Genomic DNA, 19712 nt, shown 5'->3' with positions numbered 1-19712 from the left:
TTCACAGTCAACCGATTAGCGTCACGCCTTTTCCGGCCACAGGCACATCTGCTGGCCGCCAAGGTACGACGAGGCATACGTGTCACACACTACATCCCCCGCCGCGCACAAGCGCGTGGACTGGGCCGGCCTGGGCTGGCTTCTGCTGTTCTTCTGGTACTTCTCCGGCGTCACCCAGGCGTTGTTGCTGTTCAGTGGCACCACCGGCTTTGCCGGTTTTCGCGATGCGTTCTTCCTCAGCAGCCTGTGGCTGGCCCCGGTGCTGCTGCTGCCCCGCTTCACCCGCGCCACGGCGGCTGTCATCGGCCTGGTATTGTGGGCCGCATCGCTGGTGGGCCTGAGTTACTTCGGCATCTATCGTCAGGAGTTCTCGCAAAGCGTCATCTTCGTGATGTTCGAGTCCAACACCGCCGAGGCCGGCGAATACTTCAGCCAGTACTTCAGCGTGTGGCTGGGCCTGGCGCTGCTGCTGTACACGCTGGTTGCAGTACTGCTGTGGAAACGTGTACGCCCCGTCAGCTTGCCCCTACGCAGCCGCCTGCCGGTGGTGGCCCTGTTGCTGGTGGCCAACCTGGTGTACCCGTTCTACAAGCAGATGGTCACCCAGGAACGCAACTTCGCCGATGCCGCTGAAAAAGTGCAGCAACGCATGGAGCCCGCAGTGCCTTGGCAACTGTTGGTCGGCTACCGTCAGTATCGCCAGCAACTGGACAACATGCAGGACTTGCTGGCCCAGAACGCCGCATTGCCCCCACTGCAAAACCTGCGTGACAGCAGCGGCACCGCGCCGCGCACCCTGGTGCTGGTACTGGGCGAGTCCACCACCCGCGAGCACATGCACCTGTACGGCTACAACCGCGACACCACGCCCAACCTCGACGCGCTGGCCGCCAGCGACAAGGGCCTGACGGTGTTCCGCGACGTGGTATCGCCACGCCCGTACACCATCGAAGTGATGCAGCAGATCCTCACCTTCGGCGACGAGCAGAACCCGGACCGCTTCCTCACCGACCCGTCGCTGATCAACCTGATGAAACAGGCAGGCTACAAGACCTTCTGGATCACCAACCAGCAGACCATGACCAAGCGCAACACCATGCTCACCACCTTCTCGCAGCAGACCGATGCGCCGGTATACCTGAACAACCAGCGCAACCAGAATGCCAGCCAGTACGATGATGTGGTGCTGGCGCCGTTCGAGAAGGCCTTGCAAGACCCTGCGCCGAACAAGTTCATCATCGTGCACCTGCTGGGCACGCACATGGACTATCGCTTCCGCTATCCCGACGACTATGCCCACTTTACCGACAACACAGGTGTACCCGGCCAGCTGACGGCGGACCAGGTAAAAACCTACAACTTCTACGACAACGCGGTGCGCTACAACGACTATGTGGTGTCGAGCCTGATTAAACGCTACTCGGCCGGCAACCCCAATGGCTTCCTGGTGTACCTGTCCGACCACGGTGAAGATGTGTACAGCTCCGGTGACCACGACCGCCTGGGGCGCAACGAAGGCGCGCCGACCCGGCCGATGTACACCATCCCGTTCCTGCTATGGACCTCGCCCAGCTGGCAGGCCGAGCACCCACGCGACTTGCAGGCGATGGCCAGCCGCCCTTACAGCAGCTCGCACCTGATCCATACCCTGTCCGACCTGGCCGGGCTGAGCTATGACCGCTATGAGCCGGCCAAGAGCCTGGTGAGCCCGCAGTTCGTGGCAGCACCGCGCTGGATCGGTGACCCGTACCGCAAGGATGGCTTGCGCGAATTCGACCACCTGCCGATGGACAAGGCTGCAGGCTTGCAGCAGGCGGCCAGTAATGGCGAAGAGCAGAACGGCAAGCGCTTGAACTGATGTTTTTTGGTTGAGATCGTTGGGGGCGCTTTGCGCCCCTTGCGTCACAATGGGCCGCAAAGCAACCCCAGGGCCTTAAGCCTTACATCACATAAATTAAATTTAAATTGATTTTAAATTACGTGTGCGCGACGCTCTGCTCATTCCCTTGGCCCGCAGAGCAGCCCCATGTCCACAGCTCCCCGCGAAACCCGCAAGGACGGCGCCGTCACCCGCACCCGCATCCTTGAAGCCGCTGGCGAACTGTTCGCCGCGCTTGGCTATGCCGAAACCAGCAACAAGGCCGTTGCCGCCAAGGCCGAGGTCGACTTGGCCTCGATCAACTACCACTTTGGCAGCCGCAACGGCTTGTACCTGGCCGTGCTCGACGAAGCACGCCAGCGTTTCCTCGACCTCAGCGACCTGCAACGCATCACCCAAGGCAACCAACCACCCGCGGACAAGCTGCGCGTGCTGGTAGAGCTGGTGGTGCACAAAGCCACATCAGCCCAGGACAACTGGCACCTGCGGGTACTGGCCGCGGAAATCCTCGCCCCCAGCCCCCATGGCCAGGCGCACCTGCAGGCGGCAGCGCCGTTGCGGCTGTCGCTGCTCAAGGCTCTGTTCAGCGAAATCAGCGGTATCCCTGCAAGCGACCCCGCCCTGACCCGCTGCATCCTCTGCGTCACGGCGCCCTGGGCAATGTTGTTGATCGGCCCGCGCGGTGGCTCTGGCGCGCTGCACGAGATTCTGCAAATGCCGGCCGACGCCGTTGCAGCGCAGTTGTACCGCTTTGCCCTGGCAGGCCTGCTGGATGCCGGCCAACAGCATGCCCAGGCCCACGCCACACACCGTTGAGGTCAGCCCCGTGCAACCGATATCCACCGATACCTCCCCCGCCGCAACGGACGCGCAAACCTCCATCCCACTGCTGCTGGCAGCCCTGATGCTGGTGATGTTCCTGGCCGCACTCGACCAGACCATCGTATCGACCGCGCTGCCCACCATCGTCAGCGACCTGGGTGGGTTGCGCTGGCTGTCCTGGGTGGTCACCGCTTACCTGCTGGCCTCCACGGTGGTGGTGCCACTGTATGGCAAGTTCGGCGACCAGTTCGGCCGCAAGCGTGTGCTTCAGGTCGCCATCGTGGTGTTCCTGCTGGGTTCGGCGTTGTGTGGCGCAGCGCAGACCATGGCCCAGCTGATTGCCTTTCGTACCCTGCAGGGATTGGGCGGTGGTGGCCTGATGGTGGTGGCGATGGCCGCGATCGGCGATGTCATCCCGCCCGCCGAACGTGGCCGCTACCAAGGCCTGTTCGGTGGCGTGTTCGGCCTCGCCACAGTGGTCGGGCCACTGATCGGCGGTTTCCTGGTCGAGCACCTGTCCTGGCATTGGATTTTCTACATCAACCTGCCGCTGGGCCTGTTGGCGCTGTTGGTGATCGGCAGCGTGTTTCGCCCGCATGTGGCCCTGGTGCGGCATGAGGTGGACTACATCGGTGCATTCTTCCTCACCGTGGCACTGGGTGCCCTGGTGCTCATCACCAGCCTGGGCGGCAGCCTGCTGGCGTGGCAGTCACTGGACATGCTGTGCCTGTCGCTGTTCGCCCTGATCGGCCTGGTCGGTTTCGTCCTCGAGCAACGCCGCGCCGCAGAGCCGATCATGCCGCTGCACCTGTTCCGCCACCGCACCTTCGTGCTTGCCGGGCTGATCGGTTTTATCGTCGGGGTATCGCTGTTCGGCGCGGTTACCTTCCTGCCGTTGTACATGCAGGTGGTGAAAGACGCCACGCCGACCAGTGCCGGGCTGCAGATGCTGCCGTTGATGGGTGGCCTGCTGGTGGTGTCGGCGATTACCGGGCGACTGATCAGCCGCTGGGGCCGCTACCGGGTTTTCCCGATCCTTGGCACCCTGCTGCAAGTGGTTGCCCTGGGCCTGCTGAGCCGGCTTGAGCTGGACACGCCCATGGCGCTGATGAACCTGTACATGGGCCTTTTGGGCGCCGGCCTGGGCATGGTCATGCAGGTGTTGATCCTGGCGGTGCAGAACAGCGTCGAGCCGCGCCATATGGGCGTGGCCACCTCCGGGGCGACCTTGTTCCGCTCGATTGGCGGCGCCATCGGCGTTTCGCTGTTCGGCGCGTTGTTCTCGCATGCCCTGCTAGGCGGCCTGGCCAGCGATTTCGCCGCCAGCGCCGGTGGCCCGGCGAGCCTTTCACCAGCCGCCGTGCACGCCCTGCCCGCCGCCCTGCAACACAGTTACCTGCTGGCGTTTTCCGGGGCGATGCATGGCGTGTTCATGCTGGCTGGGGGGATCACCAGCGTGGCCTTCGCACTGTCCTGGTTGCTGCGCGAGGTGCCGCTGCGGCGAGCCTGAGCAAAGCGCCGATAGCCCCACAGGGCAACCAGCAACACCAACGCCCCGGCCGCCAACGCCACCTGGAAACCGGCGCTGGCGCCCAACCCGTCGACCACCTGCCCTGACGCCACAGCGCCCAATGCCACGCCAACATTCAAGCCGGCCAGCAGCCAGGTCATGCCTTCGGTCAGTTGGCTGGCGGGCACCAGACGCTCCACCAGGGCCATGGCCACGATCAGGGTTGGTGCGAAAAACAGCCCGGCCAGCAACACGGCAGCAGCCAACCCGAACAGGTTGCCTGCCAACAGTAGCGGCACGGTACTGGCCGCCGTCGCCAGGCCGCCGAGCAACAACAGCCTGTGCAAAGGCGCCGCCAGATTCACGGCACCGAACAGCAGGCCCGCCGCGCACGAGCCAATGGCATAGCACGACAGCACGACACTGGCTGCCGCCGGCATGCCGGCCTGTTCAGCGAATGCCACGCTGACGATATCGACGCTGCCCACGATCACGCCCATGGCCACCATCAACAGGACCAGCAGGCGCACGTCCGCCTGAGCGATCACCGCAACCCGCTGGTGGCCGGTCGAGTCATCAGCCTGCAGCGGGGGTTCGCTGCCCGTTTGCACGACCAAGGCGAATACCCCGATGGCCAGCAACAGCGCGGCGGCCAATGGCCCGGCCTGGGGCAGCAAGGCCACGCTGAGCCCGACCGACAGGGGCGGGCCGGCGATGAACGTGACCTCATCGAACACCGTTTCCAGCGAAAAGGCACTCTGCAGCTGTGGCGTATCGCGGTACAGCGCCGTCCAGCGCGCCCGTACCATTGCCGACAGGCTGGGCATGCAGCCGGCCAGCGCTGCAGCGGGGAACAGGCACCAGGCCGGCGCCTGCCAGGTGACGCACGCCAGCAGCAACAACAAACCGGCCACGCTCAGCGCGGTGGCGGCCGGCAACACGCGGCGCTGGCCATGGCGATCGACCAGACGGGAAACCTGTGGCGACAGCAGTGCGTAGGTCAGCACGAACGTGGCCGCCACCGCTCCGGCCAGGGCGTAGCTGCCGTGCAGTTGCGCGAGCATGGTGATGATACCGATGCCGGTCATGGGCAACGGCAGGCGGGCCAACAGACCAGCCAGGGTAAAGCCAAGGGTGCCGCGTGACTGGAACAGCGCGCGGTAGGTCGTGAACATGGGTCGACTCTCCTTATCGAACGAAAGCACACTTACATTCATTGCGTATGATTAAAACCCTATTATCATACGCACTGAATGTAAAGCACTGGGTTCGCAGGAGACGCTCCCACAACGGCTCTATGTAGGGTCAGGCCACAGGCGAACAACTACCCCGCCCGGCACTCCCCCGCACCGCCTCGGCCAGTTTGCGAAGGTTGGCCTGATGCGCATTCACCAGGCTGGTGATGCTGTTGTCAGCCGCAGTCTGCACCGAGGTGCGGCAGGTCAGCTCAGCCTGCCCCGCCACCTTCAGGCGCCAAACGGCCTCCAGCGAGGCGTAACGCCCCGGCACGGTGTCGAAGCGCTGCACATCCACCCGCAAAGCCGCCTTGCCGCCGCCCGCCGGGCCACCCAACTGGTCTTGCAGGGCGCTGCGGAACTCATCCACCAGGTTGGCCCCCCACCATTCCGTCTCAAGGATGGCCAGGCCGCTCTGCCCTTCGCGTACCACCAACTGTGGGCGGTCGACCTGGGGCGGGACGACCACCCTGACCACCTGGATGCGCTGGCCACTGTCACGCGCCGGCTCACTCGGTACCAAGGTGTGGTAGTTGTTCGGCGTACTGCTGCAGCCCCCGAGCCATACCAGCAGGCTAGCCACACAAACATTGCGTAGTCGTTGCATCGGCTGTCTCCTCAGGGCTCAAGGTCTGCGGGCCCGGCCGCTTTCGGCCGGCCACGAATCAGTGACTCGGGGTGGCGGCCCAGGTAATCGGCAAGGTCACGCAGCGAACGTGACATGCGTTCCAGCTCATCCAGTGTTTCGCCCATTCGCTCGCGCTGCGGCGAGTCCTCGGAAATGGCCGAGTTGGCGGTGCGCAGGGTCTTGTGCACTTCGTCCAGCGCCACTTTTACATCCGGCAGTGTCTGGCCATTGAATTGCTTGAGGCTGGCGCGCAGCTCACGCAGGCTGCCGTCGAGGTTGCCGGCGATGCTTTCCAGCGGCAGCTTGGCAATGCGTTCCACGACCCGCTGCAGCTGCTCCTGCAACTGCTCCAGGCTACCCGGCAACGTGGGGATGATGATGGGGTTGGCGGCCATGTCGAAGGCGACTTTGGGGGCATCGGGGTAGAAATCCAGGGAAATGAACATCTGCCCGGTGATCAGGTTGCCGCTGCGCGCCTGGGCCCGCAGGCCATGCTCGACAAACGTGCCGATCAGCTCCCGCGCACCATCCATGTCGCCTTCGGTGTGCTTGAACACCGCCAGCATCTTGCGGTGCACCGGCCCCAGGCGCTGCGGGTAGATTACTGCATCCACCACTACCGGGAAGGTCTGCCTGGCGGCGTCGTAATCGAGCTGAATAGAGGTAACACGCCCAAACTCCACACCCTTGAACTCCACCGGCGCACCCACCGACAAGCCGCGCATGGCCTGGTCGAAGCGCAGTTGCAGGTACTGCGCCTGGCCGTGGGGAGGGGCCAGCGCCAAGTCGCGGTCGGCAAATAGCTGGAAGCGGGCCTGGTCGGCAGCTGGCTCGGCTTGCGGGGCGAAATCGGGCGAACCAAAGGCCAGCCCCCCCACCAGGATCGATGATAACGACTCGGTATCGACCTTCAGCCCGTTGGCGCCAATCTGCATATCGACACCACTGGCATTCCAGAAGCGCGTGTCGGCGGTGACGAAGCTGTCGTAGGGGGCTTGCACGAACACGCCAATCTCCACGCCCTTGCCATCGTCCTGCAGCGCAAAAGAGACCACTTCACCGACCGGGATCTTGCGGTAGTAGATCGATGAGCCGACATCCAGCGAGCCCAGATCGCTGGCGGTAAGGACAAAACGCTTGCCCTTTTCGTCATAGGTGATCGGCGGCGGCAGCTCCAGCCCGACGAAGGACTTTTCCGGCACTTTCGACTCACCGGAATCAGCCCCGATGAAACTGCCCGAAAGCAGCGTGTCCACCCCGGAAACCCCGCCTACGCCGATGCGCGGTCGCACCACCCAGAAGCGCGCGCCCTGGGTGGCAAAAGAGCGGGCATCGTTGGACAGCTGCACGTTGGCCACCACGCTCTTCTTGTCCTCGGCCAGGTCCACCGTGGTCACTTCGCCAATCACCACGCTGCGGTATTTCACCTGGGTCTTGTGCGCCACCAACCCCTCCCCGCTGTGGAAGGAAATGGTGATCACCGGCCCTTGCTGCATCCAGTTGCGTACCACTAGCGATGCGCCGATCAGGATAGCCAGAATCGGCACGATCCAGACCAGCGACACCCCCCAGCGCCGTGTGCGCACGTCAACCTGACCTGTACCGTCGCGCTTGTCAGTCTGTTGCCCCATCAATGCGGCCTCCCTCGTTGGCATGGCTATCCCAGATCAGGCGTGGATCGAAGCTCATTGCAGAGAACATGGTCAGCACCACCACCATGCCAAAAAACAGGATACCCACCCGTGGCTCGATGGTGCCCAGCCCGCGCAGTTGCACCAGCGCCGCCACCAGCGCCACCACCATCACGTCGAGCATGGACCAGTAGCCGATCAGCTCGACGAAGCGGTACAACTGCGAACGCTGTCGGCAAGCCCAGGTGGAACCACGCTGGGCGGTGTACAGCAGCAGGCCGAGGGAGAAAAACTTGATCGCGGGCACACCCACGCTGGCAATGAAGATGATCAGCGCAATGTCCCAGGCCCCAGCTTCCCAGAATTCCAGCACACCACCGCCAATGGTGCTGTCGCTGCCACTGCCGAGCATTTCGGTGTGCATCACCGGCAGCAGGTTGGCGGGGATATAGAACACCAGCGCCGCCAGCAGAAACGCCCAGCCACGGCTGATGGCATTGCTCTTGCGTCGGTGAATGGCCGCGCCGCAACGGTTGCAGGTGTGCGCACCGCCACTCATGTCGCAGGCCTGGCCGCAGCCATGACACAGGCACAAGCCAAGGTCGTCTGCGTTGGCCGGGGTTGTCATACCTGCTCCCACAAGTCGCGGATGTCCTTGCCGGCAATATGGATGATCAGCATGCTCAGCGCGGCCAGGGCCAGCAGGCCGATACCGGGGATTACATCGAGCAACCCCGCCAGTTTGATCACCGCCACCATCGCCCCCAGCAGGCACACCTCCAGCATGCTCCACGGTCGCAGGCTTTCCAGGCCACGCATGCACAGGGCAAAACCGGGGGCACGCTGGCCGGCCAAGGCAAAACTCAACACCCAGCACAACAAGGCAATCTGCAACAGCGGTGCGAAGATGATCGACAACGCCATGACCAAGGCGATGAAGGTGATACTGCCGTGGCTGAGGATCTGCACCGCGTCCCACAACGTCGCCGAATGGGTTAGCCCCTGCATCCCGATGGTCATGACCGGGTAAGCATTGGCAAATACCAGCAGGACGCCACCGGTCACACTCAACGCCAGCCGCTGCTCGATGGTGAGCGACGTATGCCGGTACAGCACGCCGCCACAGCACGGGCACAGGGCACGCTGGTGCTTGAGCAATGGCACACGCTGGTACACCGTGTCGCAGTATTCGCAAATGATCAGATCTTGGGGCTGGGTCATGTTGGTTCCCACGGATAGACCTGCAGGCAGCACCTACGTCAGCAAGCCTAGACGGGAAAAGCGCAATGCGTCAGCGGGTGTGCCCATCGTCGCTAACCTCCGGGCAACGGCTGCCCGGAGGTTAGCCCAGCGCTACTCGAGCAACTGCTCCAGGCTTGGATCACGCATTACACGCTGCACGGGCTGCTGTGCGGCTTTGCCCGGCACCGACATCTTCAACTTCATGCTGGCCACTTTGGCGCAGGCATTGCTGCCGTCCGCATAGATACCGCTCATGTCGCACTTCCACTGGTAGAAGTTCACCAGGCCACCCGACATCTGCAAGCTGTAGTCGGTACTTTGCGTACCTGGGGTGAAGGCGTGCCCCGCCGGGATGTTCTGGAACCATTTCATCCACTCGGCGGAGCCCGGTTTCGGTGGGTTTTTCTGGAACAATGGGTTCATGATCGCCACCTGCGGCGCCTCGGCGGTGGCGTGGCAGCTCAGGCAGGAGCTGTTGGGGTTGTCCACCGGCCCATTGAGTCGACCGTTCCAACCCAGGTGGGTAGGCGGCAGTTCACGGGTATCGGCGTTGATGGCGGTCTGTTGCAGTGCCTTGTTGATACGGGTCTGGGTGGGCTGTGGGTTGGTGTACTCATTGCTGGTCACCTGAGGGTCGTTGCCCCACATGACGCCCACCGGCACAAGGTTGTCCCAGCTGGCCTTGCCGCTCATGGCCCCGTTGTACTGGAAGGTACCGAAGATCCACCCGGTTTCGGCAATACGCGTGTCGCGCACGGCTACGTCCATCTGGATCAACGCCACGTCCTTGAGCTTGCGGTTGGCCGAGGTGAACGTGTCTGTGATATAGCCCTGCCACAGCACCGGGTTGGCCAGAAACGGCACCGTGCTGCGGTCGATGTCGGCGAACAGCGCCTTGCACACCACCGTGCCGTTGGCAAAGCTGTTGGGTTGGGCGGTATGGCTCGGGTCTGGGTTGTTCGGGTCCTTCCAGACTTGCCCAATGGTGTAGGCGCCAATGTCGTTATAAATCCCCACGGCATAGGTTTGACCGGTGGCCGTCTGCGTGCTGGCCAGTTGCTTGACCTGAATCTGCGCCTCCTTGGTCAGCCCGTGTATGCCCTCACGCCCCAGCGGGCCGTAATGCTGCCACGGCATGTGGTACCACTGCCGAACCTTGTTGTGCTGCACATACCAGTCAGCCTCGACGTTGCCCTCCAGGCAATAGCGCTTCGCAGCCTCCATGTACGGGCGCCATGTCTCGAAGTTGTTGTCGCGCTTGGCAGGCAACTTGCCGAAGAACGCCGGCACGCCATTGGGCGGTGACGTCGGATAGTTTTGGCTGAGGGTAAATTTGGTCCCTTCGTAACTGTCGGGTGGCGCGTAGCCATAGTCCGGGTAGGTACCGGCCTGTGCGGCGAGGCTGTACAGGGTGGCCGTCATGGCCAGTGTGGCAAGTGTTCCTTGGGGCTGGTTCATCGATGATCTCCTTGATCGGCTGCACTCCTGGCATCGACAGGGCGCGTGCCCATGGCGGATGCAGGGACTCCTTTATTGTTTTTGGGCCGAGTTCGCCCGAACGCGGCCGGCTGTCACGGGTGAGTGAATGGCGTGTGGCGCACCTCCCTGCCGGCTTTTTGCCGAGCGAACGCGTACATCTCAGGCCGTTTGGCCAGGGTTGATCGAAAGCGTGTGTAAACGGAGTGTGCGCAGGGGGGTATGCGGGCTGTGCCGCGTGTCGACTCCTGTCGAGCGCTTGCCGTTCTTCCTTGCTATCAGGTGTAGGCGAAACGGCAAAAACTGCCAGCCGTTTGGCATGCCGAGCCGATTTCCGGTCGTTTTGCCTATCACCGTCTTACCGCCGAACTATTCTGTGAAGCGGGCTTTCCGCCCAGTGGAGGTGTGCCATGCGTACGTTCACGTGGAGTTACCTGCTGCTACTGCTGTGCGCGGCATCGGCGGCCCAGGCGCAGTCGGTGGTGCCGCTCAAGGGCCAGAGCAGCCAGCAGATGCAACTGGATATCAACGATTGCAATACCGTCGCCAGCAATGCCGCGAACAGCACGGCGACGTCCAGCGACCCGCATGTCGGTGGACGGGTACGCGGTGCGGCCGCGGGTGCCGCCGCCGGCGCGGTAGGCGCGCAGGTACGCGGTAACCAGCACGACGAGCTGTATGACCGGGTAGGTGACGACGCCAAGCAGCAGTACCGGCAGAACCGTGCCGGCGAAGTGGCCGCCGCCGGTGCCGCGGTCGGAGGCATGCGCCAGCGTCAGGACCGGCGTCAGGACAGGCGCAGCCAGGACCAGGCAAAAACCCAGGCCCATGCCAGCGCCTACAGCGGCTGCCTGCAGGGGCGCGGCTATCAGGTCAACCCCTGAGCAACCGGCACGCCATGCCCCTGCCGGTGAGGCATGGCGTGCTCAGCTTCAGAACTTCGCCAGTTCTTCCCGACAAAACTCCACGAACAACTGCGCAGGCTTGGTCAGCTGCACGCGCTTCAACCACGCCGCAGCCAGCCCAGAAAGCGCCACTGGCTCGGTAATGTCCAGCATTGCCAAGCGCTGCCCGTCGTAGGTGTACTCCGTGTGCGGCCGTGTGACCAGCAACGAAAAACCAAAGCCCTGCCCGACCATGCCGCGCACCATCTCGATCGACGGCGAGCTGAAGACGATGTTTGGCGTCAGCCCCATTTCGTTGAACAGGCTGACGAAATAGGTGCGGCTGGGGGCCACGTCCAGCAAGATCATCGGCTCCGGGCACAGGTCGCGCAGCGACACCTGGGCCTGGCCGGCAAAGCGGTGGTTTTCCGGCAGCAGCACATAAGGCTTTTGCGGTGGCATCAACGGCTCGGCCTCGATGGTGCCATCCAGGTCGTGGTCATAGAGAAACGCCAGGTCGAAGGTACCGGCGGTCAGGCCCTGGATCAGGTCCTGCTGCTCGCCGTCGCGCAGGCGGATATCCACGCCAGGGTAACGTTGACGAAAGCCGGCGATCAAACGAGGCAGGTACAACGGTGCCACGGTTTCGAAACAGCCGATATCGATCTGCCCAGCCACGGTGTCGTTGTCGGCCAGGGCGTTCTGCTCGAACTCGTGGGCCATCTGCAGCAGCGCTCGGGTCTTGGCGTAGAAGCGCTTGCCGCTGGGCGTCAGCGACACGCCTTGGGCGTGGTGGCGGATGAACAGTTGCACGCCGAAGCTTTCTTCCAGGCTCTTGATGGCGGTGGAAATGGACGGCTGGGCGATGTACAGCTGGCGCGAGGCCTCGGCAACGCTGCCAGCCTCCACGGTGGTAACGAAGTACTTGAGTTGTCGCAGGGTATAAGCAGCCACGGGCACCTCTTTGACGCCTGTCGGCGCTGGGATCATGCCTGACACTTTACCTCCCGCGAACGCAAAGTGGGGGCTGGGTGATGAAGGATTTACCTATGGCTTGAGCAGGTTTTTGTGGGGGGGGGTGCCCTGCACCCCTCAACGTCGGTTCACTCGAACGACGCTATCATCACGCAGTCGTCACCTACCATCTTGTAGCCTGCCTCGCATTGCAATCCCACGGAAGTGGTGACACTCCGCTTGCGCCTGGAAAGGCTTTCCGGTTGTTGAGCATTGTCCTCTAGCGACGCTTCAGAGGTATCGGGCAGTTGATCCATGGGTTCTTCTTGCATGGTGTTCACTCCTGGTTTGAATTGTGTTGCCCGAACAACTTAAATGCTGGCGTCTGCACCAACCCATTTGGAAACACCCTCACGGCAGGCCCACAGCGAACTGGTTAAATACCCCCAAACGTCTTTACTGATACCCAACGGCATCAGGAACACGGTGTACGCCTATGAAGATCGTGGTCACCAGCATTCTCGTCGACGACCAGGCCAAGGCTCTGGCCTTCTACCACTACGTACTCGGTTTCGAGCCCAGGCACGACATCCCCATGGGCCGGCACCGCTGGTTGACCCTGACTTCGCCCAATGACCCCAACGGCGTCGAGCTGCTGCTGGAACCCGACGCGCACCCGGCCGCCAAAACCTACAAGGCCGCGCTCAAGCAGGACGGTATTCCCGCCACCTCGTTCGGCGTACGTGACATCCAGGCCGAATACACCCGGCTGTGCGCGGCGGGCGTGCAGTTTACCCAACCACCCACCAACATGGGCCCCGTCACGGTGGCCGTGTTCGATGACACCTGTGGCAACTTGATCCAGATCGCCCAGAAACACTGAAAGCCCCCAACCTAAGCGCACCAATAAGGAAAACAGATGCGCCACGAATTCCGCGAAGTCCTCAACGACCTGGTCGATTACTTCCTGCTTGGCGATATCCAGTTGCTAGAGCGCTTCAAGCAGGAGCACGAGCTACCGGACGACCTGGCCTACGCCTTCACTCACGACGACAGCGGCGACAAAGCGGTGCGCGAAGGCATCGTGCTGCCGCTGGCCGGGGTCGACAATCTGCCCTATCGCATCCTGTTCACCCTTGATGGCTACACACCGGCCCTGCGCGAAGCCGGCAGCCGCCTGAAACATCGGCGCAATGGCTATGTGCTGCGCGTCGAGCACGGTGCTGTGATGCTCTATACCTGGCGCATCCTGCAGCACTTCACACCCAAGACCCTGGGTGACCTGATGGCCCGCTACCAGGTGCCGGGGCGGCCGATCATCGAGCTGGACAATGGCTGGTACGACGTGGAGGTGCTGGCCGGGGCGCTGGTGCGCGAAGGCTTGTACGAGCCGGCGTTCGAGTTCGTGTTGAAGAAGCGCTGGAGCCGGGGTGAGGCGACGGAGGTGGATACAGGATATGCCTTTGGCCTGCGTGGCTATTTCGATTGATAGCCTCTGCGGGTCTCTTCGCGGGTTAACCCACGAAGAGACACTTACAGGCAACTTCATTAATCAGGTGTGGTTGATATCACGGTCCTTGGTTTCCGGCAGGAAGAAGATCCCCAGCACCGCTGTCATCACCGCAATCACGATCGGGTACCACAAGCCGTAATAGATATCCCCGGTCGCCGCCACCATGGCAAACGCGACCGTCGGCAGAAAACCGCCGAACCAGCCATTACCGATGTGGTAAGGCAGCGACATCGAGGTGTAGCGGATACGCGCCGGGAACAGCTCCACCAGCCAGGCGGCGATCGGGCCGTAGACCATGGTCACGTAGATCACCAGGAGGGTCAGCAGCAACAGCACCATCGGGTAGTGGATCTTCGCCGGGTCGGCCTTTTCCGGGTAGCCGGCCTCTTTCAACGCACCACTCAAGGTGGCGGTAAAGGCCTCGCTCTGCACTTTGAAGTCCGCGGCGGCCATGCTGCTGCCTTCAAAGCTGGGCAGTACCCGCTCACCAATGCGGATCTGCGCCACACTGCCAGGCTCGGCCGCCTGGTTGGTATAGGGAATGGCGCGCTTGGCCAGCAGGCTCTTGGCAATGTCGCAGGAGCTGGTGAATTTGGCCTTGCCCACCGGGTCGAACTGGAATGCGCACTGGCCAGGGTCGGCCACCACCACGACCGGGTTCTGCTCCTGGGCAACGAACACATCCGGGTTGCCGTACTCGGTCAACGCCTTGAAGATCGGGAAATAGGTCAGCGCGGCGATGATGCAGCCGGCCATGATGATCTTCTTGCGGCCAATGCGGTCAGACAAGCTACCGAAAAAGATGAAGAACGGCGTGCCGATCAGCAGCGAGCCGGCAATCAGCAGGTTGGCGGTCTGCGGCTCGATCTTGAGCATCTGCAACAGGAAGAACAGCGCATAGAACTGCCCGGTGTACCACACCACCGCCTGCCCTGCGGTACCGCCCAGCAGCGACATGATCACCACCTTGAGGTTGTCCCAGCGGGCGAACGACTCGGTCAGCGGTGCCTTGGACGCCTTGCCTTCGGCCTTCATCTTCATGAACACCGGCGACTCGTTGAGCTGCATGCGGATGTACACCGAAATCGCCAGCAGCAAGATCGACAACAGGAACGGCACCCGCCAACCCCAAGCTTCGAACACCTCGGTGCCCATGACGGTGCGGCACGCCATGATCACCAGCAACGACAGGAACAGCCCCAACGTGGCCGTGGTCTGGATCCAGGCGGTGAAGAAGCCCCGTCGGCCCTTGGGTGCATGTTCGGCCACATAAGTGGCCGCGCCGCCGTATTCACCACCCAGGGCCAGGCCTTGCAGCAGGCGCAGGGTAATCAGGATGACCGGCGCAGCCACGCCAATCGCGCTGTAGCTGGGTAGCAAGCCCACCAGTGCGGTCGACAGGCCCATGATGACAATGGTGATCAGGAAGGTATGCTTGCGCCCGATCATGTCGCCCAGCCGGCCGAACACGATGGCGCCGAACGGCCTTACCGCAAACCCGGCGGCGAAAGCCAGCAGCGCGAAGATGAACGAGGTGGTTTCATTGACCCCGGCAAAGAAGTGCTTGGCGATGATCGCGGCGAGAGAACCGTACAGGTAGAAGTCGTACCATTCGAACACCGTGCCCAGGGACGAGGCGAAGATGACCTTGCGCTCCTCCTTGGTGATACCGCGTTGGGGCGCGCTACTGCCCGTGGATGCGCTGTCGAGAACCGCCATGGGTTGCCTCCGTCATGTCGTCATGCAGGCCGGAGCACCTCACAACCACTTCACCGTCGCACCCAGGCGCTGGGGCTTGCTTTGGGTTGCGCGAAGCACGACGAGGCGGGCCGCCTCGGATCGCAGCAAGGTAAATGAAGCATAATCGGGATTGCCGGGATATCCACCCGCCTGGCCATACACCAGAGGGCAGCATGGACGACACGGCAACACCCGGCTGGCAGGGCGATATCTGGTTGGCGGACGATCACTGCCTGCTGCGGTCTACGCTGGGCAGGACCGACAGCCATGTGCATTACGCGCATCAGGTGCTTGTGGGCCTTGGTGCGGATGTCGAGGTGCGCCTGGGCGAGCGGATTTGCAGCGGCCCACAGGTGTTCATCGCGTCGCGGCAACCCCATGCCATCCTCAGCCATGGCGTACCGTGCCTAACCGTGTTTGCCGAACCGCTGGCCTTCGACCTGGCAGACCTTGCCCTGGCCTGCAAGCAAGCCGGCAACAGCACAGAGCAACTGGCAGAGTGCCTCATGCACTGGCCGCGCCGGCCGCTCGACCCGCGCCTGAGAAAAGCCCTCGAGCGCATCCGCGCACTCGACGAACAGGCCTTGCCGGCCCAGGAACTGGCCAGCACTGCTGCGCTGTCGCTCAGCCAACTGGAACGCCTGTTCAGCGGCGCACTGAAATTGTCCGTGCGCCGGCTGGTGCTGTGGCAGCGCTTGCGCATGGCCCTGCAACAGGCGCTGGGCGGCGCCAGCCTGACCGAAGCGGCATTGGCGGCGGGGTTTGCCGATTCGGCGCATTTCACCCGCAGCGTTCGCCAGCAATTCGGCCTCAGCCCAGGTGCCGCTTTGCGCCGCTTGCGCCTACGTACGTTCGGCTAACGCCTGACGCAGGCCTGCCGGCAATACCGCCGGTGGCTGAACATCTGCGCTTGCCCACGGCTCACGCAGTTGCGCCAGGTACGCCTGCGGATAGTCCGGCCGATCACCGATGCCCATGTCGTCGTCCGCCAGCGTATAGCCTGGCAGGTACAGCCGCGTGCCAAGCAGGCGGTCCCACAGGGGGAAGAACAGCGCAAAGTTGACGTCGCCGGTAGTGCCGTACTTCAGGTGGTGCAAGCGATGCACCGGTGCCCAGGCGAACACATGGCGCCAGCCGCCAATATGCATGTCCACGTTACTGTGCTGCAGCAACAGCTGGATAGACACACTGAACGCCAGCAGCGATGCCACCTCGACGGGCAAGCCAAGCAGCAGCAACGGCAAGGTGCCCCCCAGGGTTTCGAGCAACTGGTGTATAGGGTGTTTCATCAAACCGTTGAAGCCGTACAGGCGGGTGACACTGTGGTGCACCGCATGCAGCCGCCACAGCAGCGGGCTGCGATGGCTGGCGTAGTGCACCAGCGTGATGCCCAGGTCGGCCAAGGCAATGGCCAGCAGCAACTGCAAGGCCAACGGCCAGTGGCCCGGCCACAGGCCCGTTTCCGGGAGCCAGTGGGCAAGCAGCGGGATGGCTGCCACGCTGGCGAGGGTCAGGCACTCGTTGAACAGCGCATGGCACAGGTCGCGACGGCCATCGCCTTGTGCCCGGTTCCAGGCAGCCTTGTAAGGCATGAGCCGCTCACAGGCGAATGACAGCAGCACTGCGCTGGCCAGCAGTGGCACCAGCCACAACGGGTGGGCTGCCAATGACAAGGCGGCGGCAATGAAACCGAAGAAGAACAGTGGGGCGTATAGGGTGCGCATGGGCGACTCCAGGTAGTCAGGAGCCGCCAGTGTTGAGCCTCAGCCCAGGTGAGCGCTTGAAAGAACGGCGCATGCATGGCCGCGCCTGCAAATCGCCCGCGTTGGCTTGAAAAAACCGTTACCGCAAGAACTGCACGACCTCCGCCAGCACCACCTCTGCCTGCTCCCGGTGTGGCACATGCCCACAGCCTTGCAGCAGTCGCGCCACCCCAGGCCCACCCGCCAGCGCCACCAGTCGTTCGGGGTGCGCCGACGAGCCAAACTCGTCGTTATCGCCATGCAGGCTCAACAAGGGGCAGCGAACCTGCGCCAAAACGGTATCCAGGTTCCAGTCGGCAAAATCCTCGGCCAGCCAGTTGTCCACCCAGGCGCGCAGTACCCATTGGGCCTTGCTGCCGTGGTAGCGCTCCAGCCGCTGCAGTTGCCCAGGCTCGGCAAACTGCTGGTCCGCTGACCGAATGCCTTCAAGTGTGCGGGCTTCGACAAAGGCCTGCGCCGACTCGGTGATCAACCCCATGCACTGGCTGGCGAATGCCGCAGCGCAGGCCACGGCCATTCCGCCGCCAACGCTGTGACCGAAGACAATGAAATCAGCTATGTCAAAGTACTCGCGCAGGGCCGTGAAGCCCTGCTGCGCCTCGTTCTCGACAAAGCCCAGGCGTAACCTGCCGGGGTGTGCGTCGGAACGACCGAAGCCCAAGCGGTCGTAAGCGATCACCCGGTGCCCGGTAGCCTGCGCCAGCTGCGCCGGGAAGTCGCGCCACAAGGCCACGCAACCCAGCGAATCGTGCAACAGGACGATAGGCGCCCCCTGTGCCTGCAGCGGCACCCACTGCTGGGCGAACAGCTTGCCTGACGAGGTGTCGATCCAGTGCTCGCGAATGTGCAGGCCGCTCATACCGCCTCCGCCACCGGCCCCTTCAACTCGACCTGGTTGCCATCCGGGTCGTAGCAGTACAGCGAGAGCCCTTCGCCTTCGGCGCCATAACGCTTTTCCGCAGGCTCTACCGTTACCCCGGCGGCCTCCAGGTAGGCCGTCAGTGCGGCCTCGTCGAACGGCTCGATCCGCAGGCAGAAGTGATGCAGGTTGCGCCCTTCCAGCCCCGGTGCCGCCCCGCCTGGCTGGCCCAGCGGGCCGTCCAGGGTCACCAGGTCGATCATCGCTGTGCCCGTGGCCAGGTGCACCATGCCCAGGTCTTCGCGCACCCGGCTGACATTGCAGCCCAGCAGCTCGGTGTAGAAGGCAACACTGCGCGGCAGGTCACGGACCCGCAGAACAAGATGGTCTATGTGCTTGATAGCGAACGGTCGCATGCCGGGCTCCTTATGCCGTGTGTGCGAGTACCGTCGCCACCATAGCCCAGCTTCGCCCGGCGTGGCCAGAATCAGCTACTCGTTAACCAACCGTTGCAGCACGCCCCCTTCATGGCGCGTCAAGATACGCAGCAGTTGGTCGACCAGCGCGCGGTCCGGGGCGTCCAGGTGGAAGTGGTGCCCGCCCGGGTGCCAGGAAACCTTCGCCTGGCTGGGCAAGGCGGCCTGACGCCGGACAAAGGCCTCACCAGTGAATGCGCCCTGGCGGCCAAACAGCAGGTACAACGGGCAGCGGATCTGGCTGAGCAGGTCGCAGGCTTCGCGCTCGGTCAGCGGCATGGGTTCGGGCAGCACCAGCCGTGGATCGTGGCGCCAGCAATAGCCATCGCCCAGTTGCAGCAGGTCGCGCAACGCCAACAGCCGTGCGGCACCCTCCGACAGCTCGGTGTCCAGGCGTTCGCGGCGTTGCGCCAGGGCGGTGTCCAGGTCGTCGAAGCGGCCCGCGTCCGGCTCGGCAATACCCGGCAACTGGCTGCGCTGTACCATGCGCTTGAGCCGGTAGGCCCGTGCCAGGTGCTGCACGCGGTCATCCTCGGCCACCGTGAACGGTGCACCCATGCCGTCGAGGAAGGTCATGCTGGCAACGCCACTGGTCATGGCCGCCAGCAGCGACGCTACGCCAGTGCCCATGCCATGGGCCAGCACATGAAACTGCGCCAGGCCCAGGCTGTCGACCACAGCCAGCATGTCCTGGGCGTGTTCCCACAGGTAATAGCCACTGTCATGACGACGATGGTCGGAACGGCCATGGCCGACCAGGTCGGGCGCCACCACGAAGCAACCATCGAGCATCGGTGCCAGGCGCTCGAACGAGGCGGCGTTGTCCAGCCAGCCATGCAGGGCCAGTACCGGTATCCCCTCTTCCGGGCCCCAACAGCGCACAGCAATCTCGATACCGTCGAGGTCCAGTAAATGGTCCTTGGGACTGAACGGCGAACGCATGCTCTCTCTCCCTGACTGGTGCCTGGCGCGTACTCGTCAGGCCGGCACACCACCTTGGCCCAGCCACGGCTCACCTGCTGGCCCCTCGCCGACAACCGCATGTGCATCACCGACTCGGGCAGGCAATTATCTACCGCACCTCGCGCCTGCGCCTGCGG

Annotated in this window: 19 protein-coding genes and 1 pseudogene; 7 read left to right on the top strand and 13 right to left on the bottom strand. The window is 63.4% G+C overall.

Features of this window, described 5'->3' with window-relative positions; genetic code table 11:
• Window positions 1-79 precede the first annotated feature (79 nt).
• The 3 genes from Q9451_RS14045 to Q9451_RS14035 all read left to right on the top strand — a co-directional run bounded on the left by Q9451_RS14045 (window position 80) and on the right by Q9451_RS14035 (window position 4211).
• Window positions 80-1858 carry a phosphoethanolamine transferase CptA gene (locus Q9451_RS14045; RefSeq protein WP_012272904.1) on the top strand — a complete coding sequence of 593 codons (1779 nt, stop codon included), beginning with the start codon at window positions 80-82 and terminating at the stop codon, window positions 1856-1858.
• Window positions 1859-2026: 168 nt separating this feature from the next.
• Window positions 2027-2695, top strand: a complete 669-nt coding sequence (locus tag Q9451_RS14040) for a TetR/AcrR family transcriptional regulator (protein WP_012272905.1) — start codon at window positions 2027-2029, stop codon at window positions 2693-2695.
• Between the two features lie 10 nt (window positions 2696-2705).
• Window positions 2706-4211 (top strand): MDR family MFS transporter, encoded by a 1506-nt coding sequence (locus Q9451_RS14035; RefSeq protein WP_012272906.1) that lies wholly within the window; start codon window positions 2706-2708, stop codon window positions 4209-4211.
• Between the two features lie 5 nt (window positions 4212-4216).
• Here Q9451_RS14035 and Q9451_RS14030 read toward each other — a convergent pair.
• The 6 genes and pseudogenes from Q9451_RS14030 to Q9451_RS14005 form a co-directional block, all read right to left on the bottom strand.
• A pseudogene (locus Q9451_RS14030) lies at window positions 4217-5386 on the bottom strand (MFS transporter); the annotation flags it as partial.
• 130 nt (window positions 5387-5516) lie between these two features.
• A complete protein-coding gene (locus tag Q9451_RS14025; protein WP_012272908.1) occupies window positions 5517-6053 on the bottom strand; it encodes an ABC-type transport auxiliary lipoprotein family protein in 537 nt (178 codons plus the stop codon).
• Between the two features lie 11 nt (window positions 6054-6064).
• Window positions 6065-7705 (bottom strand): MlaD family protein, encoded by a 1641-nt coding sequence (locus tag Q9451_RS14020; RefSeq protein WP_012272909.1) that lies wholly within the window; start codon window positions 7703-7705, stop codon window positions 6065-6067.
• Window positions 7689-8333, bottom strand: a complete 645-nt coding sequence (locus Q9451_RS14015) for a paraquat-inducible protein A (protein WP_012272910.1) — start codon at window positions 8331-8333, stop codon at window positions 7689-7691. The genes Q9451_RS14020 and Q9451_RS14015 overlap by 17 nt, the downstream gene beginning before the upstream one ends.
• Window positions 8330-8926 (bottom strand): paraquat-inducible protein A, encoded by a 597-nt coding sequence (locus Q9451_RS14010; RefSeq protein ID WP_012272911.1) that lies wholly within the window; start codon window positions 8924-8926, stop codon window positions 8330-8332. The genes Q9451_RS14015 and Q9451_RS14010 overlap by 4 nt, the downstream gene beginning before the upstream one ends.
• Window positions 8927-9058: 132 nt before the next feature.
• Entirely contained in the window at window positions 9059-10405 is a 1347-nt protein-coding gene (locus tag Q9451_RS14005) for a hypothetical protein (protein ID WP_012272912.1), read from the bottom strand.
• A 428-nt stretch (window positions 10406-10833) separates the two neighbouring features.
• Here Q9451_RS14005 and Q9451_RS14000 point away from each other — a divergent pair, with 428 nt between their 5' ends.
• Window positions 10834-11307, top strand: a complete 474-nt coding sequence (locus tag Q9451_RS14000) for a YMGG-like glycine zipper-containing protein (RefSeq protein ID WP_012272913.1) — start codon at window positions 10834-10836, stop codon at window positions 11305-11307.
• A gap of 48 nt (window positions 11308-11355) precedes the next feature.
• Here Q9451_RS14000 and Q9451_RS13995 read toward each other — a convergent pair whose 3' ends face one another.
• The gene (locus Q9451_RS13995) at window positions 11356-12261 is read right to left on the bottom strand and encodes a LysR family transcriptional regulator (RefSeq protein ID WP_041166739.1); all 906 of its coding nucleotides are present in this window, start codon (window positions 12259-12261) and stop codon (window positions 11356-11358) included.
• Between the two features lie 149 nt (window positions 12262-12410).
• On the bottom strand, window positions 12411-12593 hold the full coding sequence (locus tag Q9451_RS13990) for a hypothetical protein (protein WP_041166532.1): 183 nt from the start codon (window positions 12591-12593) through the stop codon (window positions 12411-12413).
• Between the two features lie 164 nt (window positions 12594-12757).
• Between Q9451_RS13990 and Q9451_RS13985 the strand changes: the two genes are divergently transcribed.
• Both Q9451_RS13985 and Q9451_RS13980 read left to right on the top strand, forming a co-directional pair.
• Window positions 12758-13144 (top strand): VOC family protein, encoded by a 387-nt coding sequence (locus Q9451_RS13985; RefSeq protein ID WP_012272915.1) that lies wholly within the window; start codon window positions 12758-12760, stop codon window positions 13142-13144.
• Window positions 13145-13180: 36 nt separating this feature from the next.
• Window positions 13181-13750: a hypothetical protein gene (locus Q9451_RS13980; protein WP_012272916.1), complete on the top strand. Its 570-nt coding sequence runs from the start codon at window positions 13181-13183 to the stop codon at window positions 13748-13750.
• 63 nt (window positions 13751-13813) lie between these two features.
• On the opposite strand, the gene Q9451_RS13975 is transcribed toward Q9451_RS13980, so the two are convergent.
• Complete coding sequence (locus Q9451_RS13975) at window positions 13814-15493, bottom strand: MFS transporter (protein WP_012272917.1); 1680 nt, start codon at window positions 15491-15493, stop codon at window positions 13814-13816.
• 194 nt (window positions 15494-15687) lie between these two features.
• Here Q9451_RS13975 and Q9451_RS13970 point away from each other — a divergent pair, with 194 nt between their 5' ends.
• On the top strand, window positions 15688-16374 hold the full coding sequence (locus Q9451_RS13970; protein ID WP_012272918.1) for an AraC family transcriptional regulator: 687 nt from the start codon (window positions 15688-15690) through the stop codon (window positions 16372-16374).
• On the opposite strand, the gene Q9451_RS13965 is transcribed toward Q9451_RS13970, so the two are convergent.
• The 4 genes from Q9451_RS13965 to Q9451_RS13950 all read right to left on the bottom strand — a co-directional run bounded on the left by Q9451_RS13965 (window position 16357) and on the right by Q9451_RS13950 (window position 19554).
• Window positions 16357-17238, bottom strand: coding sequence for a sterol desaturase family protein (locus Q9451_RS13965; RefSeq protein ID WP_012272919.1), 882 nt, complete (start codon window positions 17236-17238; stop codon window positions 16357-16359). The genes Q9451_RS13970 and Q9451_RS13965 overlap by 18 nt on opposite strands.
• A 118-nt stretch (window positions 17239-17356) precedes the next feature.
• Window positions 17357-18136, bottom strand: a complete 780-nt coding sequence (locus tag Q9451_RS13960; RefSeq protein WP_012272920.1) for an alpha/beta hydrolase — start codon at window positions 18134-18136, stop codon at window positions 17357-17359.
• Complete coding sequence (locus tag Q9451_RS13955) at window positions 18133-18552, bottom strand: VOC family protein (protein WP_012272921.1); 420 nt, start codon at window positions 18550-18552, stop codon at window positions 18133-18135. The genes Q9451_RS13960 and Q9451_RS13955 overlap by 4 nt, the downstream gene beginning before the upstream one ends.
• A 75-nt stretch (window positions 18553-18627) precedes the next feature.
• Complete coding sequence (locus Q9451_RS13950) at window positions 18628-19554, bottom strand: alpha/beta fold hydrolase (protein ID WP_345960957.1); 927 nt, start codon at window positions 19552-19554, stop codon at window positions 18628-18630.
• Between the last annotated feature and the right edge of the window lie 158 nt (window positions 19555-19712).

The organism is Pseudomonas sp. NY8896, from assembly GCF_039634505.1.
This window is presented reverse-complemented; position numbering and strand designations above follow the sequence as displayed.

Excerpts from the sequence above, each read along its gene's own strand:
- Q9451_RS14040 (WP_012272905.1), top strand. The coding sequence starts at position 2,027 with ATGTCCACAGCTCCCCGCGAAACCCGCAAGGACGGCGCCGTCACCCGC.
- Q9451_RS14025 (WP_012272908.1), bottom strand. The coding sequence starts at position 6,053 with ATGCAACGACTACGCAATGTTTGTGTGGCTAGCCTGCTGGTATGGCTC.
- Q9451_RS14020 (WP_012272909.1), bottom strand. The coding sequence starts at position 7,705 with ATGGGGCAACAGACTGACAAGCGCGACGGTACAGGTCAGGTTGACGTG.
- Q9451_RS14015 (WP_012272910.1), bottom strand. The coding sequence starts at position 8,333 with ATGACAACCCCGGCCAACGCAGACGACCTTGGCTTGTGCCTGTGTCAT.
- Q9451_RS14010 (WP_012272911.1), bottom strand. The coding sequence starts at position 8,926 with ATGACCCAGCCCCAAGATCTGATCATTTGCGAATACTGCGACACGGTG.
- Q9451_RS14005 (WP_012272912.1), bottom strand. The coding sequence starts at position 10,405 with ATGAACCAGCCCCAAGGAACACTTGCCACACTGGCCATGACGGCCACC.
- Q9451_RS14000 (WP_012272913.1), top strand. The coding sequence starts at position 10,834 with ATGCGTACGTTCACGTGGAGTTACCTGCTGCTACTGCTGTGCGCGGCA.
- Q9451_RS13990 (WP_041166532.1), bottom strand. The coding sequence starts at position 12,593 with ATGCAAGAAGAACCCATGGATCAACTGCCCGATACCTCTGAAGCGTCG.
- Q9451_RS13985 (WP_012272915.1), top strand. The coding sequence starts at position 12,758 with ATGAAGATCGTGGTCACCAGCATTCTCGTCGACGACCAGGCCAAGGCT.
- Q9451_RS13980 (WP_012272916.1), top strand. The coding sequence starts at position 13,181 with ATGCGCCACGAATTCCGCGAAGTCCTCAACGACCTGGTCGATTACTTC.
- Q9451_RS13975 (WP_012272917.1), bottom strand. The coding sequence starts at position 15,493 with ATGGCGGTTCTCGACAGCGCATCCACGGGCAGTAGCGCGCCCCAACGC.
- Q9451_RS13970 (WP_012272918.1), top strand. The coding sequence starts at position 15,688 with ATGGACGACACGGCAACACCCGGCTGGCAGGGCGATATCTGGTTGGCG.
- Q9451_RS13965 (WP_012272919.1), bottom strand. The coding sequence starts at position 17,238 with ATGCGCACCCTATACGCCCCACTGTTCTTCTTCGGTTTCATTGCCGCC.
- Q9451_RS13960 (WP_012272920.1), bottom strand. The coding sequence starts at position 18,136 with ATGAGCGGCCTGCACATTCGCGAGCACTGGATCGACACCTCGTCAGGC.
- Q9451_RS13955 (WP_012272921.1), bottom strand. The coding sequence starts at position 18,552 with ATGCGACCGTTCGCTATCAAGCACATAGACCATCTTGTTCTGCGGGTC.
- Q9451_RS13950 (WP_345960957.1), bottom strand. The coding sequence starts at position 19,554 with ATGCGTTCGCCGTTCAGTCCCAAGGACCATTTACTGGACCTCGACGGT.